Source organism: Shewanella sp. A22 (assembly GCF_053850585.1).
In genome coordinates, this window is record NZ_JBSQBN010000117.1 from 1 (window position 1) to 14,480 (window position 14,480).

16 protein-coding genes and 1 pseudogene are annotated in these 14,480 nt (G+C 41.6%); 8 read left to right on the forward strand and 9 right to left on the reverse strand.

The annotated features are described in order from the left end of the window. Nucleotides 1-287: 287 nt before the first annotated feature. The 3 genes from ACWXWT_RS16730 to ACWXWT_RS16740 all read right to left on the reverse strand — a co-directional run bounded on the left by ACWXWT_RS16730 (nt 288) and on the right by ACWXWT_RS16740 (nt 2,363). On the reverse strand, nt 288-572 hold the full coding sequence (locus tag ACWXWT_RS16730; protein ID WP_456042706.1) for a hypothetical protein: 285 nt from the start codon (nt 570-572) through the stop codon (nt 288-290). Between the two features lie 281 nt (nt 573-853). Beyond that, nucleotides 854-1,144 (reverse strand): hypothetical protein, encoded by a 291-nt coding sequence (locus ACWXWT_RS16735; RefSeq protein WP_456042707.1) that lies wholly within the window; start codon nt 1,142-1,144, stop codon nt 854-856. A 235-nt stretch (nt 1,145-1,379) separates the two neighbouring features. Beyond that, nucleotides 1,380-2,363 (reverse strand): LysR substrate-binding domain-containing protein, encoded by a 984-nt coding sequence (locus ACWXWT_RS16740; RefSeq protein WP_456042708.1) that lies wholly within the window; start codon nt 2,361-2,363, stop codon nt 1,380-1,382. A 128-nt stretch (nt 2,364-2,491) separates the two neighbouring features. On the opposite strand from ACWXWT_RS16740, the gene ACWXWT_RS16745 reads away from it, so the two are divergent. Then, nucleotides 2,492-3,697 (forward strand): multidrug effflux MFS transporter, encoded by a 1,206-nt coding sequence (locus ACWXWT_RS16745; protein WP_456042709.1) that lies wholly within the window; start codon nt 2,492-2,494, stop codon nt 3,695-3,697. An 84-nt stretch (nt 3,698-3,781) separates the two neighbouring features. On the opposite strand, the gene ACWXWT_RS16750 is transcribed toward ACWXWT_RS16745, so the two are convergent. Both ACWXWT_RS16750 and ACWXWT_RS16755 read right to left on the reverse strand, forming a co-directional pair. Then, on the reverse strand, nt 3,782-4,015 hold the full coding sequence (locus ACWXWT_RS16750) for a hypothetical protein (protein ID WP_456042710.1): 234 nt from the start codon (nt 4,013-4,015) through the stop codon (nt 3,782-3,784). A gap of 546 nt (nt 4,016-4,561) precedes the next feature. Beyond that, nucleotides 4,562-4,738 (reverse strand): hypothetical protein, encoded by a 177-nt coding sequence (locus ACWXWT_RS16755; protein WP_456042711.1) that lies wholly within the window; start codon nt 4,736-4,738, stop codon nt 4,562-4,564. Between the two features lie 83 nt (nt 4,739-4,821). Between ACWXWT_RS16755 and ACWXWT_RS16760 the strand changes: the two genes are divergently transcribed. The 7 genes from ACWXWT_RS16760 to ACWXWT_RS16790 all read left to right on the forward strand — a co-directional run bounded on the left by ACWXWT_RS16760 (nt 4,822) and on the right by ACWXWT_RS16790 (nt 11,500). Next, entirely contained in the window at nt 4,822-5,421 is a 600-nt protein-coding gene (locus ACWXWT_RS16760; protein WP_456042712.1) for a tRNA-uridine aminocarboxypropyltransferase, read from the forward strand. A 17-nt stretch (nt 5,422-5,438) separates the two neighbouring features. Then, nucleotides 5,439-5,819: a hypothetical protein gene (locus ACWXWT_RS16765; protein ID WP_456042713.1), complete on the forward strand. Its 381-nt coding sequence runs from the start codon at nt 5,439-5,441 to the stop codon at nt 5,817-5,819. A 43-nt stretch (nt 5,820-5,862) separates the two neighbouring features. Beyond that, on the forward strand, nt 5,863-6,507 hold the full coding sequence (locus tag ACWXWT_RS16770; protein WP_456042714.1) for a class I SAM-dependent methyltransferase: 645 nt from the start codon (nt 5,863-5,865) through the stop codon (nt 6,505-6,507). A 122-nt stretch (nt 6,508-6,629) separates the two neighbouring features. Next, the gene (locus tag ACWXWT_RS16775; RefSeq protein WP_456042715.1) at nt 6,630-7,934 is read left to right on the forward strand and encodes an amidohydrolase; all 1,305 of its coding nucleotides are present in this window, start codon (nt 6,630-6,632) and stop codon (nt 7,932-7,934) included. 73 nt (nt 7,935-8,007) lie between these two features. Continuing rightward, nucleotides 8,008-9,309: a M16 family metallopeptidase gene (locus ACWXWT_RS16780; protein ID WP_456042721.1), complete on the forward strand. Its 1,302-nt coding sequence runs from the start codon at nt 8,008-8,010 to the stop codon at nt 9,307-9,309. Next, a complete protein-coding gene (locus ACWXWT_RS16785; RefSeq protein ID WP_456042716.1) occupies nt 9,306-10,769 on the forward strand; it encodes a M16 family metallopeptidase in 1,464 nt (487 codons plus the stop codon). The genes ACWXWT_RS16780 and ACWXWT_RS16785 overlap by 4 nt, the downstream gene beginning before the upstream one ends. A 167-nt stretch (nt 10,770-10,936) precedes the next feature. Beyond that, nucleotides 10,937-11,500 (forward strand): hypothetical protein, encoded by a 564-nt coding sequence (locus tag ACWXWT_RS16790; protein ID WP_456042717.1) that lies wholly within the window; start codon nt 10,937-10,939, stop codon nt 11,498-11,500. A gap of 12 nt (nt 11,501-11,512) precedes the next feature. Here ACWXWT_RS16790 and ACWXWT_RS16795 read toward each other — a convergent pair whose 3' ends face one another. From ACWXWT_RS16795 to ACWXWT_RS16810, 4 genes and pseudogenes are all read right to left on the reverse strand, one after another. After that, complete coding sequence (locus ACWXWT_RS16795) at nt 11,513-11,851, reverse strand: DUF2956 domain-containing protein (RefSeq protein ID WP_456042718.1); 339 nt, start codon at nt 11,849-11,851, stop codon at nt 11,513-11,515. Continuing rightward, on the reverse strand, nt 11,851-12,315 hold the full coding sequence (trmL, locus tag ACWXWT_RS16800) for a tRNA (uridine(34)/cytosine(34)/5-carboxymethylaminomethyluridine(34)-2'-O)-methyltransferase TrmL (protein ID WP_456042719.1): 465 nt from the start codon (nt 12,313-12,315) through the stop codon (nt 11,851-11,853). The genes ACWXWT_RS16795 and trmL overlap by 1 nt, the downstream gene beginning before the upstream one ends. 237 nt (nt 12,316-12,552) lie before the next feature. Next, nucleotides 12,553-13,566: a mechanosensitive ion channel family protein gene (locus tag ACWXWT_RS16805; RefSeq protein ID WP_456042720.1), complete on the reverse strand. Its 1,014-nt coding sequence runs from the start codon at nt 13,564-13,566 to the stop codon at nt 12,553-12,555. Nucleotides 13,567-13,638: 72 nt separating this feature from the next. Next, a pseudogene (locus ACWXWT_RS16810) lies at nt 13,639-13,734 on the reverse strand (hypothetical protein); the annotation flags it as partial. Nucleotides 13,735-14,480 lie beyond the last annotated feature (746 nt).

Genomic DNA, 14,480 nt, shown 5'->3' on the forward strand with positions numbered 1-14,480 from the left:
CTCAGGTATTCCACTTCTGTGTTACATCGATTTAAAAGGGAACAACCATTTCTACATCAATGTGCCTTGAATTGAAAAACCTGAGAGACTCTGAACTGACCAGATATTTAATGGGATTGGTATTAGTCATGCGGGTGCGTTTTCCTGAGTAAGAATATGGTGAGTCGTTGGTAACAGGATGTGGCCTACGGTAAGTTGTAATTGTGTGCATAGCCCCACAGGATAGAGCAATTAGTTTGATGCTCAAACTTTTCGCTCTACGTGTGCGCTTAGCTCGTATTCTCTGGTTAATCGCCTTGATGTTCGAAGGTGCGTCCAGTGTGGCGAGGGTTCTTGGCTCCAGAGGGATTAAACATATCTGCGTATGGAGCGGCCTGTTCGCGCTGAATATCAGCATTGCCTCGATAAATATCACTTGGTGGTGTTTGCGACGCTTGATAACGAGATTGTGTAAAGGGATGACGATTAAGTTGTTTGTTGCTTAACAATTTAATGGTAATAAAGCTTAACAAACCTAATAACAACAAAAATGGTAGTAGCACAATGGTCGCCAATACAATGCTAAATAACATAAGTAACGCCAAAATCGGATTCATTGTGGAGAACCTATTTTTTAAATTGGCAGAGTGAAATGATCGATTAAATTTCATAGTGACTCCTGAATGCATTTTGTCTAAAAATTTGCGCTTAAAACGTCACCAGTAAAGTTAGTAACGATGATTTAAGATACAGTTTGCAATGCCAAGACATAATATGTCACGTTAAAGTGAGTTAATGTTGCTCACTCGGATGCTAAAGTCTACTTTGTTCAATCCTATATGTGGATTAAATGCTTAGCGGCTGCTTTAGTTGTTTAGTGATTTAGTGTTCTGCCGGTTTGGTATGCTTTGATTGACGTTTCCCGCTCTAGGTTAGGGTGGGCACGATATCCATCATGGTTTGGTTTAGGTGGTGAGTGCGGAGATACACGATGGTAATTCATATATTGGCGACTTAAGAGGGTCATGCCAATAAAAGCGACAAATGCAAATAGCAAAATTAACGGTAGCAGCATTAGTCCACCTAATATAATAGCCGCAGTTGTTACCAATGCAGAGAATGGGCCCATCTTTCGTAATCGTTGGATCAGTTTGTGTATGCTCATTGAGCTGAACATCCTCACTTTTTTTGGTGGCATAGCCTAATGCTTATATCTTGTATTTTTGAGTCGCAAATTGACGAAAAGTTCACTAAAGTTGCATTTTACTGGCGGCAGTTGATCTTTTATGATCAATATTGCACCAATGATATCTACAACAGTGCTTGTAACATGTCGTTATTTCTACTCAAATAAGCCGTAGAGCATAGCGATAAAAGCAGCTAGCAGGCGCTAAACATGTTTAACTTATTTTTGTTGCAGTACGATTGTTCGTGATGGCTTTTTCTACACTACTGAAAATCATATTGCGGAACCATTTATGCCCTGGCTCTTGATTATTTCTTTCATGCCATAAAAACACATAAGCCATAGGCATAAACTCAAATGGTAAGGGAATGGTTACCAGCGAATATAATTTTTGCGCATGGTGGGCAAAACTGGATGGTAAGGTAAACACTAAGTCTGTGTGGGCGCATACACTGGCTGCGCCATAAAAGTCTGGCACAGTGGTGGATAAATGACGGTGCAATCCTAAATTAGCTAAGTGATAGTCTAAGGCCCACCAGTCGTTACCTTCACACCTTACTTGTACATGGGACATATTCAGATAGTGATCTAGATCCCAATGACCTGCTTTTACTATTTGTAAAATGGGATGATCTTTACGCACTAAGCACACTTGATGATCGCTGAATAATGTTTGGCACTCAATGCCTTCTGGAACTTGTTGAATGTTGACATCCGTTTGAGGATGTATGTCTCGACCCGAAATACCAAAATCGATTTGCCCTTGCTGTAAATCTTGCATTGATTTTTCGGTCCAAACATATGAGTCGAGTTTTACCTTTGGCGCCTGCTGTAGCAAGGGGCCGATAAAATATGGAATGAGTGTTTCATAAGCGCTTTCTACCATCGAGAAAGAAAAATGGCGGTTGCTGTGTTCTGGGTGAAATGTCGGTGGCTGAGTGAGTTGATATAAATTTTGGAGTATTAAAGGGAGTTTTTGTCTCAATGCATCTGCATGAGCTGTTGGTTTTAAGCCATGAGCTGTGCGTTGAAATAGTGGGTCATCTAATGTTTCGCGTAAACGATTAAGGCTTTTACTGACCGCAGATTGACTAACATGTAAACGGTGGGCTGCTCGAGTAACACTTTGCTCTTCAAGCAACACTTGAAGAATAACTAACAGATTAAGATCGACTCTAGCAAGGTTATCTAAATTCATGTGATATTCTCAAAAGGAAATTCACTTTGGATTTTATATCATTTCTGTTCATACCTCCATTTAGCTTATTATAGTGCCCAATTAAAGGGTGACCTTTTATGCACTTAATATTTGAGAGATAGGAATTCATGCGTCGTAACTTATTGCCACTACTAATGTTTATGGTGCTACTAAGCCCATTAGCTATAGATATTTATCTGCCATCAATGCCTGCAATGGCATTAGAGTATGGTGTGTCAAACGGTGAGGTGCAGTCCACGTTAGTGTTATTTTTGTTTGCTATGGGTATCGGGCAAATTTTAATTGGCCCGTTAGCGGACCGTTTTGGCCGCAGACCAGTCGCATTATTTGGTATTGTACTTTATGGCATTAGCAGTTTATTAGGTGCTTATGCGGTTGAATTTGAATGGTTACAGATTGCCCGAGTTTTTCAAGGATTAGCTGCTTGTTCAACTTCTATTGTGGTATTTAGTGCTGTACGTGATTGTTATGACCGTAAGCAGAGTGTGTCGATGTACAGTTACCTCAATGGGGTGATTTGCGTTGTCCCTGCCCTTGCACCAACGTTTGGCGGGTTGCTAGCACTACAGTTTGGCTGGCGTTCAACGTTTATCTTTATGGCGCTATATGCCATTTTGGTACTTTTTTTGGTGGGTTTTCGTTTTCCTGAAACGCGTCCACTCAATACTGATAGTACAGGGCCTTTATATCGATGGGGCCGGTATAAACCGGTTATTAGTGACCCTCACTTTATGTTTTATGCCAGTTGTTGCATGATCGCGATGGCGTCGATTTTATGCTACGTATCGTATTCTCCAGTATGGTTAATTGGGCATTTAGGCATTTCAGAACTAACATTTAGTGGTTTGTTTGGACTCAATGCGCTTGTTAACATTACGGCATGTTTTACGGCTCCAATATTAATAAAACGTATTGGTAATCGACGGGGTGTAGTGTTGGCATTATCATTGATGTTTGTCGCTGCAATAACCGAAGCTGCAATGTACTTTGTTGGCCCACATGAAGGGTTAGCTGCAGGCGTAGCCTTTATGGCACCTATGATGTTGCTGTGTATTGGATTTGCGATTTTACTTGGTCCTGCAACCAGCATGGCGTTGTCGGCATTTGGTGAGCGAGCTGGTACCGCGACGGCGATGTTAGGGTGTATCCAAATGAGCGGAGCATCAATAATAACGGCCTTGATCCAATTAACCGATATTCCTGCACCTTATGCGATAGCCGTTATTATGGGCGGCTTTAGTACGGTATTGCTGGCCATGATGGCGATGAACCGTCTAAACCATTTGCACCAAGAACAGTTACAACATGACTAGTTAAATGACATCATTAATGTCACCTTTAACCCGCTGAGTACTAACCACATTCAGCGGGTATTTTTTTGCTAAATATTATGAGACTTAAAAGCGGGCGTTAATTGCTACGCCAAAATTGGTTTCTGAATCAATACTATAGTCACCATTGTCGAAATAGTGTTCTAGTGATAACTTAGCCGAGAACACCTCTGAAAAATGCCAGAAATAGCGTGTGTTTACGCTAGTGGAACTTTCAGTTTCATTGCGGCTGTAGTGAACAGAGTTGTCAATATCACTACTGTTAACTTCGCCATCTATATTTATTCGGAAGTAGCTCACACCCACTGACCATGCATTATTAATATACCAGTCTGCAAATACAGCACAGTGTAATTGTTGTCATCAACGTTTCTTTTAAAATCTTGCCCTATAATGTTGTTTAAGTTATCAATGTAGGTTCCTGAAGCGTTATAGATAACCTCTTCTGCATTATAATGTAGCTCACCAGTGAGAAACACTCCAGTTGTTGATTGTAAAGGGATAAAGTGCTCGTAGGTTAGACTGATAACATCCATATCTTCGTTGGCATAATACTCCCTTTCATAAAAATCTGATGTTAGACTGTCAGAGTTAGATTCCGAGCTTGTGCTGTAACTTAGGGTTAATGCAGAGTGGTCGGTAAAAAAATAGCCCAAATTAATATCGTATATTATGTTGTTATCAATGCCTCTATAGTTGCCGTTATTATCAACGTAATACCTATTTACCCCAGCACCAACGAACCAGTTTGAGTCGAAAACATACTGGCCAGATATATTGTATAAACCTTATAAGTCAGTGGTGGCATAGTGTCCAAAAATCGTCGAACCTTGATAAATAACGCGGCTAACTCGTAGGGCTTATCAGCTTGTTGAGCGGCTTTAAAATTAGGCTATCCGCCTTACCTGATGAAGCTAAAAAGCCGATTTCAACTTCGTAGTGATAGGTATTATCTTGTGTGGCGTATGCAAGAAGTGTGGTTAGAGCGAGCATTAAGGCAATAGACATCTTTGTTCTACTCATGGTAATGATTCTTCCTTGAGGTATTTTTTGCGGTGACGATATTGGCCTTTCATTTACAACGTTGAACATAAATAAGACGAAAAATGAGTAGAAGTTATTGTATCTATTGTCAATATCCTCAATCAGCTTGTGTTTGCCATGCGCTAAAACGCATGTCATCTCAAACTGAAGTGATGATAATGCAACATCCATCAGAAGTCGGCCATGCCAAAAATACAGTTAGGTTGTTGAAACTGGTGATGCCGCAAACTCGGATTTATGTGGGGGAGGCGGCAGATGACTTTATTGAACTGCAACATTATTTAGCGGCGCAAACCAAGCCAATTTATGTGATATATCCTAGTGAAAATAGTCAAACGGTGTCTGAGGCGGGCGCGACTGAGACTGCGATTATTATTTTAATCGACGGAACTTGGCGTAAGGCTTACCGCATGTTACAGCTTAATCCATGGTTACTTGATTATCCGTCGCTTCATCTGGAGTGCGATAATGCATCTCAATATATTATCCGGAAAGCGAAACGAAATGACAGTTTATCAACCCTAGAAGCGGCCGCGTATACTCTGTCTGCGTTAAACCCAAAAATCGATGTTACACCTATATTTGCAGTGTTTAATGCAATGGTGCAACATAAATTAACGGCGATGCCCGCTCAGGTTCGTGGTCGTTATAAAGGCGATTAAGTCTAAGGAATGATAGTATGAACGCTCGGCAGATATTGACATTTATTTTACTGATAATGGGTATAACATTTTCGCTAACAACGATAGCATCAGATAAGCCCTATAAAAAAATGACCTTATCTGAAAAAGGCGAACAAGCGCAAATAGCGTCGACAGAGCTGGAGCAAGCTCAGTTGCAAAAAGCCCGAGAAGCAACAAAAGCCACCTTAACACGTGAAAAAAAAGTATTAGCTAAACAGCGCTCAAATGACTGGGAGGCGCAGCAACTCGAAAAAGCTGCTTCGCAGTCTAATGCTCGCGTAACCCGCGAGAGCAAGTATTTGCAACAAGCTCAAGAGGCTGCCACACAAATCCGCAAAATCCCCAAAGAAACAACAGAACCCGTTCTATCAGAATAGGCTCGGTTTTTATTACTTTTATGAGCCCATATTGGAGTATCATTTGTCATCCTGTCCTTTGTGTCACCATGCCACTGTTGCTTTTCATCAAGATAAGCATCGCCAGTACGTTCGTTGTCAGCAATGTTTATTAGTATCGGTTCCGGCAGCATTTTATGTAGATGAAACCGCTGAAAAAGCTCAATATGATTTACATGATAACGACTTTGCTGATGCTGGATATCAACAATTTTTATCTCGTACATTAACACCGTTATTGGCGCGAATTAAGCCTAATGCAAAGGGATTAGATTTTGGCTGCGGAGAAGGTGCTGTGTTGAGTCAAATGGCTGAAAAAAAAGGTGTTAACGTAGAAAACTATGATTTATTTTATCACCCTAACACTCAAGTGCTAACTCAACAGTATGATTTTGTTTGCTTAACCGAAGTGATTGAACATATTGCGAATGCTAAGCAGTTGATGGTGCAATTAAGTCAATTACTGCTACCGGGGGCCATTTTAGCGGTGATGACCAAACGGGTGTTGAGCCATGAGGCATTTATTAATTGGCATTACAAAAGTGATCCTACCCACATTAATTTTTATTGTCTCGAAACGTTCGAATGGCTTGCACAAGAAAACGGCTGGCAACTGGAAGTAATCGATAATGACGTGGTATTTTTCCATGTTCCGCATGAGTATTTTTAATGTGGGCCGCTTAGTGATAATAAATAGATACAATTGACTTGTTATCAAAGTAGCAAAATATTTAACAATTACACTATTTCAAGGTAGTTTTGTTGTACTTATAACAACAAATCGGAATGAACATGCGACCATCCTTTGCTTTACTCTTTTTAAGTGTCTTTTCTTGCAGCATTTATAGTGCATCTGCGGTGGCTAATGTGCCCAATGCAGCAGAATTAACCGCCCAAGTTGAAAGCAAAGTGATTGCATGGCGTCGTGACCTTCATCAGCATCCTGAATTATCTAACCGTGAGTTTCGAACCAGCAAGGTGATCGAAAAACACCTTAAATCGCTTGGTTTACAGGTGCAAACTGGCATAGCCCATACCGGTGTAGTTGCTATCCTTAAAGGTGGAAAGGCAGGCCCGCTCATAGGATTACGAGCTGATATGGATGCCCTACCTGTAACCGAAGTCGTTGATTTACCTTTTGCCTCTAAAGCGACGGATACATATCGAAATCAAAAAGTGGGTGTGATGCATGCCTGTGGTCATGACACCCATGTTGCCATGTTGATGGGAGTTGCAGAGAACTTAGTCAAGGTAAAACATAGGTTGGCAGGTGATGTGATGTTTATTTTTCAACCTGCCGAAGAAGGTGCACCAGAGGGCGAGCAAGGCGGAGCCGAGTTAATGCTTAAAGAGGGCTTGTTTACAAAACGAAAGCCTGATCAAGTGTTTGGTATGCATGTAACATCCAGTATGCCATCGGGCATGATTGGTTTGCGTTCAGGCCCAGCTATGGCAAGTGAAGATTCGTTTACTATTAAGGTGCTAGGCAGACAAACTCATGGCTCGCGGCCTTGGGGGGGCGTTGATCCTATTGTGGCATCAGCACAAATTATCAATAGTGTACAAACTATTATTAGCCGTCAGGTAGATATTACCAAAGCACCTGCAGTGGTAAGCTTTGGGGCCATTAATGGTGGTATTCGATCGAATATTATTCCTGACGAAGTCGAGTTAATTGGTACAATTCGTACTTTTGATCAAGATATGCGCGCAGAAATTAAAGTCAAATTGGCTGAAATTGCCACCAATGCTGCTAAAACGCTTGGTGCCACCGCGATAACAGAGATCCAACCTGGTTATCCAGTTACAGTGAATAACCCTAAATTAGTGAGTAAAATGCGCCCGGTTATTGCTTCTGTGGTGGGGGATGACATGTTGATCGAGCCTGGATTAATTACAGGCGCAGAAGACTTCTCTTACTATGCACTTGAAACGCCAGGGATGTTCTTTTTCTTGGGTGTCACACCGGCCGATCAAGATCCAAGTCAGGTTGCCAGTAACCATTCGCCAGCATTTTATGTGGACGAAAGCGCTTTAAAAGTTGGCGTGCAAACCATGACGCAAGTTGCTTTAACCGCATTAAGCGCGGCACAATAACGCCGTTTTATTATAATCATTGGACGATAGCTCAAAGGAGCGAGATATGACCCGCAAAATCATAGCCTTGTTGATGACATTAGGTGTGCTCAGCACGCCAACGGTGTCAGCAACCCAAGCTGAAGACATTAACAGTTTTACCTTAGACAATGGCATGAAGATCATGGTGTTAGAGGATAATTCAATTCCAAATGCCAATATGTACATTTTTTGGAAAGTGGGTTCACGCAATGAAGTGCCTGGTATTACTGGGATTTCACATTTTTTTGAGCACATGATGTTTAATGGCTCTAAAAAATTCGGTCCAAAAATGTTTGACCGTACCATGGAAGCTGCTGGTGGCGCTAACAACGCCTACACCAGTGAAGATCTAACGGTATACACAGATTGGTTTCCAGCCAATGGCCTAGAAACTATTTTTGATTTAGAAGCTGATCGGATCGCTAATTTAGACATCAACCCTGAAATGGTTGAAAGTGAGCGCGGTGTGGTGCAGTCCGAACGTACCACAGGGCTTGAAAACTCTAACTGGCGCGCGATTCAAGGAGCGCTTAAAAGTGTCGCCTTTGCTGCGCACCCATATAGTTGGCCCGTTATTGGTTATGAGTCTGACATTGCAGCCTGGACTTTAGAAGACCTACAGCAATATCATAAAACATATTATGCACCTAACAATGCCCTTGTGGTGATTACGGGTGACGTGAAGCTAGCCGAAGTTAAAGCGCTTGCTAACCAATATTTTGCGCCTATTCCTGCTCAAGCCCCCCCAAAAGCCGTGCGGACAATTGAGCCTGAACAAAAAGGCGAGCGTCGAGTCTTTGTTAAAAAAGAATCGGTGAGTACACCAAACATTATGTTGGCGTATCATGTGCCAGCAACCAGCCATGCCGATTACTATGCGCTGGATTTATTAGCGTCAATGTTAAGCGAAGGCAATAGCTCTCGTTTTTACAAGGCCTTAGTCGACAAGCAGTTGGCTGTTGCAGCAGACACTTACATGCCAATGTCATTCGACCCAAACTTATTTTATATTTTAGGTGTTGCGAATGCTGGTGTGAACGCTGAAACCTTAGAGCAAGCTTTAATTGAGCAAATTAATCTTATTGCTATTCAAGGTGTTACTCAGCAAGAACTTGAAAAAGTGAAAAATATTAAGTTGATGGATTTTTACCGCACCATGGAAACCATTAACGGAAAAGCCAACACATTAGGCACATACGAGTTGTATTTTGGCGATTACACCAAACTGTTTAATGCCCCAGAATCCTACAACCAAGTTACGCCAGCAGATATTAAACGTGTGGCGCAAACCTATTTAATTAAAGCGAATCGAACTGTCGGTGTGCTCGCTGCTACTGAGGAGTCTGACAAATGAAAACCATAACACACACTCGTATTAACATATCGTTATCGGCTATCGCCTTGGCGTGTAGTTTAGGGATGGTTGGTTGCGCCACAACGCAGAAAGCCGCTGTTGACACCGTTGCCACCAATCCCAATTCCGTAAGTGCCAGTTTTGTCATGCCAAGCTATCAATCAGTGACACTTGATAATGGATTGAAGGTTAAATTGATGGTGCAAAAAGAAGTGCCATTAGTGACCATTGATGCCGTTATTCGAGCGGGTGCCGTGAATGATGTCGTTCCTGGTTTGGCTTACATTACTTCACAGAGTTTAATGTTAGGGGCGGGGGATCAATCAAAGGCTGATATCGAGCAGCAGTTAGATTTTCTGGGCGCCAGCATTGATACCAATGCCGATTTAGAAGGCAGTTATGTGCGTGCCAATATGATGAGTAAAGATGTTGATACCGTACTTGATATCTTTAGCCACGTGCTGCGTCAACCTGACTTTGATACTGCTGAGTTTGATAAGCTAAAACAGCGCGAAATTGTTGGTTTGGCACAGCAAAAAGAAAGTCCACGAGCAGTGATTGGTCGCTACTTTAATAAGTTAGTATTTGGGCAGCACCTTTATGCCAACCCGGTATCGGGCAATAGTGACACTATCGCTAAGCTTTCTGTGGCGGAGTTACGTGCTTTTCATAAAGGTTATTATCAACCAAGTAATATGACCATAAACGTAGTGGGCGATTTTGATATAGTCGACATGACCGCTAAGCTTAATAAAGCCTTTGGTGATTGGCAGGCAACAGAATCCGTGATTCAGCCAGATCTAAACCAAAACTTACCAACATTAACCAAGCCGCGAGTATTGTTGGTCGACAAGCCTGATGCCATTGAAACCACCTTTTTAATCGGTGGTGTGGGTATTCGTTACGACAACCCTGATTACGTCGGCTTAGCCGTAGTAAACACTATTTTAGGCGGCCGTTTCACCTCATGGTTAAATGACGAATTACGAGTCAATGCTGGGTTAACTTACGGTGCTCGTTCAGGTTTTAGCCCTTATGCACAATCTGGGGTGTTCAAAATCAGCACATTTACGCAATCGTCGACTACTAAAGAAGCGATAGATTTAGCCTTAAAAACGTATGCAAGATTATGGGAAAAGGGGATAGATCAGGCAACCTTAGATTCGGCTAAAGCCTATGTTAAAGGGCAATTTCCGCCTAAATATGAAACCAGTGGACAGTTGGCCGGTTTACTGTCTGACATGTATTTATATGGCTTTAATGATGATTTTATTAATCAATTTCAAGCTAAGGTTGACGGACTGACGCTTGTAGAGACTCAACGTTTGATTAAGCAATATTTCCCACAACAAAACCTACAGTTTGTGTTGATTGGCAATGCTGAAAAAATTGCTGATATTGTCGTACAATATGGTGAAGTAACTAAAGTTGATATTACGGCAACAGGCTTCGGTCAGTAAGTGTTAACTGATTTGTAGCTTGGTGGTATCGTTTAATGGCTCACACTCAGTGGGCCATTTTTATGACTATAGTATAGGTTGATTTGCCGAGATAGGGAGCAGAGTTACCTATGTTGAGATTTACATTGACTAAGTGTTAAGCGCTATTTTAATAAAGAGTATGGGTAATGATGCATAAATGCCGAACAATATTACTGTTAATGGCAATGATGCTACTGACGCATTCAACTGCAACTTATGCGGCGAAAGTGGCGTTAGATGCATTTTGTAGTCAATTAGCGGGTGAGTGGCAGGGCAGTGCCGCCAATCCTAATGTTGCTCCTAAGCAGGTAAATACTTCAGTGATGTGCTCGGAAGATAAGCGTAACCTTTACATTAGCGTGAGCCGAGGTAGTCGTTTTTCAAATAGTGAAACCTGGTGGTTCAGACAACAACAAGACCATATTTTATTGGTGTATGCCAATGGGGTTACGGATGACATATCGCAAATGTTAACGCTTTATGAGCATGCAGGAAGTTATTCATTCCTCGGAAAAGGAGACGTTAATCAGCGGCCGGCTCTTGTGCAGTTACAGTTTGACCCTATTAATGCAAAAACCGGTCCGGCAACCGTTGGATGGCAATGGCAGCAAAGTGCACACTATTTGGATGATGATAGCGAGCAGTATCACGTAGTGAGAGCCATTAGCTTACTTAAACCGTCGGAAAAGCTTGAGCGGTCGGCAGAATAAGTAAGTGTAACGTTACTTGGTAGTAAAAAAATAAGCGCCAAACAATGCCCAACTCAATAGTAATAATCCTAATAACGACCAAGTGAGAGAATTAAATTGACGATCTGATCCGATATAAGGCGTATTGGGATCTGTATCGGAGGTGGGTGCATTTTTTGTTTTTTGCAGCTGTTTACGTGCTTTATCTCGCTCGCGAGCTTTCGCTTTTTCACGTTTTTTGTATTCAGCAATACCTTTTTCAATCCCCGCTGCAATCAGCTTGGTTTGTTCTTTTGCTTGCCCAGGTTTTTGGGTTGCTTTTGCAATGGCTAAAGCATCCTGTTGGGTTTCGGGTGATAACATTTTTTTCATTACTCTGCGCCTGCAAAACCCAGTTGTCGCCATGCTTCGTAACTAATAATAGCGACTGAATTGGATAAATTTAAACTACGGCTATTGGCAGTCATTGGAATGCGTAATCGTTGTGCAAGTGGCGTAGCATCAATAATATCCATTGGTAACCCACGGGTTTCTGGGCCAAATAACAACACATCATTTTCTTGGAAAGCAATTTGAGTATGAGGGCGGCTACCTTTAGTGGTACAAGCAATAATGCGCTTTCCTGCCATGGCCTCTAAAAACGCGGAATAGTTCTTATGGCGAGTCACACTGGTCATATCGGAGTAATCGAGCCCCGCGCGACGTAATTTTTTTTCTTCGAGATCAAAACCTAATGGTTCAATCAAATGTAACTGTGAACCATTATTGGCGCATAGACGAATGATATTTCCGGTATTTGGAGCGATTTCGGGTTCATAAAGGGCAATATGAAACATAGCAACCTTAGGTACGAAGCATAAAAAGAGGGCCAAATTATACCTTAAGCAAGGGGTGACTGCGAGACGTTATCAATGTTGGGTTAATCATAATGGGCAATATAACACTGAACGTAGAAAGACTTGCAAGCAAATCTAATTAAGGCAATAAGACTTTCATAGGTTACTGGTTATTGTATTCATATTTGTGACATATTTTATTGGTGGATGAGAAAGTAACTATGCTGCTCACTCAGATTAGATAATATTGGCACCACTTTCAGGATCACGCGATTGCGCTGCCTGTTGACGTATATCATCGGTATCGCTGCTGATGTCATCGCTAACTTCATCGTGAACATCGTCTTTTGATTTGTGGTCTTTTTGCTGACGATTTTGGACTGTTTTTTCTTGCTGATGTTCGTTTGATTGTAATTGTAATCCTTGGGGGAAAATACGTTCACGAGCATCGTCTGGCATGCTTATCTGATTTGTTTCAAAGGCTCGCACTAACAAACGCATTAAAATTGAAGCAACTTTGGGAACGCTGTGGGTTTCAGCATTGACCCAAAAATAGACTTGGAGGTTGATTGTTGATGGACCAAGGTTTTTTATCAGCACCTGTGGTTCAGGATCGCTAAGCACGCCGTGGTGATCGGTCATAATTTCCATGGCGATGTCCTGAGCCTTACGAACACTGGCATCATAGCCAATACCAAGCACAAAATGGCCACGCATTCTCGGGTTAGCTGTAAGATTTTTAATTACGTTTTTATAGATAGTAGCATTGGGAATTTGGATATGGTTTCCGTCGTAGTCGACTAATGTGGTTGCTCTTGCTGTGACTTTCTTTACTACGCCCAAATACCCTTCGACTGCTATTACATCACCTAATTTGAACGGACGTTGCACACTGAGTAATAGACTGGAAATAAAGTTTTCGGCTATGTCTTTAAAAGCAAAACCTAAAATTAAGCCGATGACACCTGTGCTGCTAATAATTGCGACCGCAAATTGAGTTAAGCCCGCTAGGCGCAAGAATATATACAGCCCTAATAATATTATCAGTATGCTAAAACTACGCTGCATAACTAAACGAATGAGCTCACTTTTTGTTACCCAAGTTAAGGGGCTAATAAGCAAGCGAGCTAACGGATGTGAAAGCCAAAATAAAAGCAAAAATATCGATAACCCTAAAGCTAAACTCGGTAAATATTGCAAGATAGTTGCCCAAAACTGCTCGGCATCATGTTGCAGAGGAGCTAAAGACAAGGGCTTAATAGGCTGTAAGTGTATATTATCAACAACCTGAGTGACGCCTGGCAATGCTGCAATGGATTGAAGTATGCGATCTTTACTCGCTTGCTCCGTGGCAGAGCCGTTGAGATTAACGACAGAGTCTTGTATTTCAATGTCTATTTCGCTGCTGGGATCGTTAATCTGTAGTCAGTTGTTGCACCGTATCAGACGAAAGTGATGTTTGCGCGTAAGAGGGCACAATACAGGTAAAACACATAAAAATAGTCACGATACCCAATAGTTGAATCCACGGGTTTACTCTTGGATATGCACTTTGGTAGCCGTGAGGCGAACTGTTCAAATAAAATCGACAAATCATAATATTATCCGCCTGAGGTACTAGGCCTGTTGATCTTTCGAGGTTAAAATTTGTTCGAAATGAACGCTGTTATGTTTATAAGATAATGCGATGCAAGGTATCGAGTTTAGCCATTGTGCTAATTATTTGTTCTAGAATTGTTTAGCCGAATGCTTTATGTGGCATTCTTTCTATTGCGTTATCGCTTTTTCATGCCGAATAATACCCATTGCATTAAGTCGCTGACTCCCGCTGAATGGCCCAGTAACTATTGAAATGGGTATAAGAACCTACTATAAACTGCGCTTTGTATAAAATGTCTACACACAACTGCAAAATTCATTTTGAAAGATCTACATGTTCTATATAAATTGTTAATCAGGATTAACAGGGACTCAAGGTTGTGAGAGTTATCCTCATAGGTAATTGGGGTATATTACAGAGACATATTATACCAATCCTATTAAATATGTGATCTTTCAGCGGGAGTTCAAAGTGCTGTAGGCAAGGCAGATGATTGAAGCGAATAGTGATTCTCGGTAACAAGCTCCTGCGTTACTCTACCTCCAGCATCTGACCGCCATGGATG

Coding starts and splice junctions, on each gene's coding strand:
- ACWXWT_RS16730 (WP_456042706.1), bottom strand. CDS start 572: ATGTTATTTAGCATTGTATTGGCGACCATTGTGCTACTACCATTTTTG.
- ACWXWT_RS16735 (WP_456042707.1), bottom strand. CDS start 1,144: ATGAGCATACACAAACTGATCCAACGATTACGAAAGATGGGCCCATTC.
- ACWXWT_RS16740 (WP_456042708.1), bottom strand. CDS start 2,363: ATGAATTTAGATAACCTTGCTAGAGTCGATCTTAATCTGTTAGTTATT.
- ACWXWT_RS16745 (WP_456042709.1), top strand. CDS start 2,492: ATGCGTCGTAACTTATTGCCACTACTAATGTTTATGGTGCTACTAAGC.
- ACWXWT_RS16755 (WP_456042711.1), bottom strand. CDS start 4,738: ATGAGTAGAACAAAGATGTCTATTGCCTTAATGCTCGCTCTAACCACA.
- ACWXWT_RS16760 (WP_456042712.1), top strand. CDS start 4,822: ATGAGTAGAAGTTATTGTATCTATTGTCAATATCCTCAATCAGCTTGT.
- ACWXWT_RS16765 (WP_456042713.1), top strand. CDS start 5,439: ATGAACGCTCGGCAGATATTGACATTTATTTTACTGATAATGGGTATA.
- ACWXWT_RS16775 (WP_456042715.1), top strand. CDS start 6,630: ATGCGACCATCCTTTGCTTTACTCTTTTTAAGTGTCTTTTCTTGCAGC.
- ACWXWT_RS16780 (WP_456042721.1), top strand. CDS start 8,008: ATGACATTAGGTGTGCTCAGCACGCCAACGGTGTCAGCAACCCAAGCT.
- ACWXWT_RS16785 (WP_456042716.1), top strand. CDS start 9,306: ATGAAAACCATAACACACACTCGTATTAACATATCGTTATCGGCTATC.
- ACWXWT_RS16790 (WP_456042717.1), top strand. CDS start 10,937: ATGATGCATAAATGCCGAACAATATTACTGTTAATGGCAATGATGCTA.
- ACWXWT_RS16795 (WP_456042718.1), bottom strand. CDS start 11,851: ATGAAAAAAATGTTATCACCCGAAACCCAACAGGATGCTTTAGCCATT.
- trmL (WP_456042719.1), bottom strand. CDS start 12,315: ATGTTTCATATTGCCCTTTATGAACCCGAAATCGCTCCAAATACCGGA.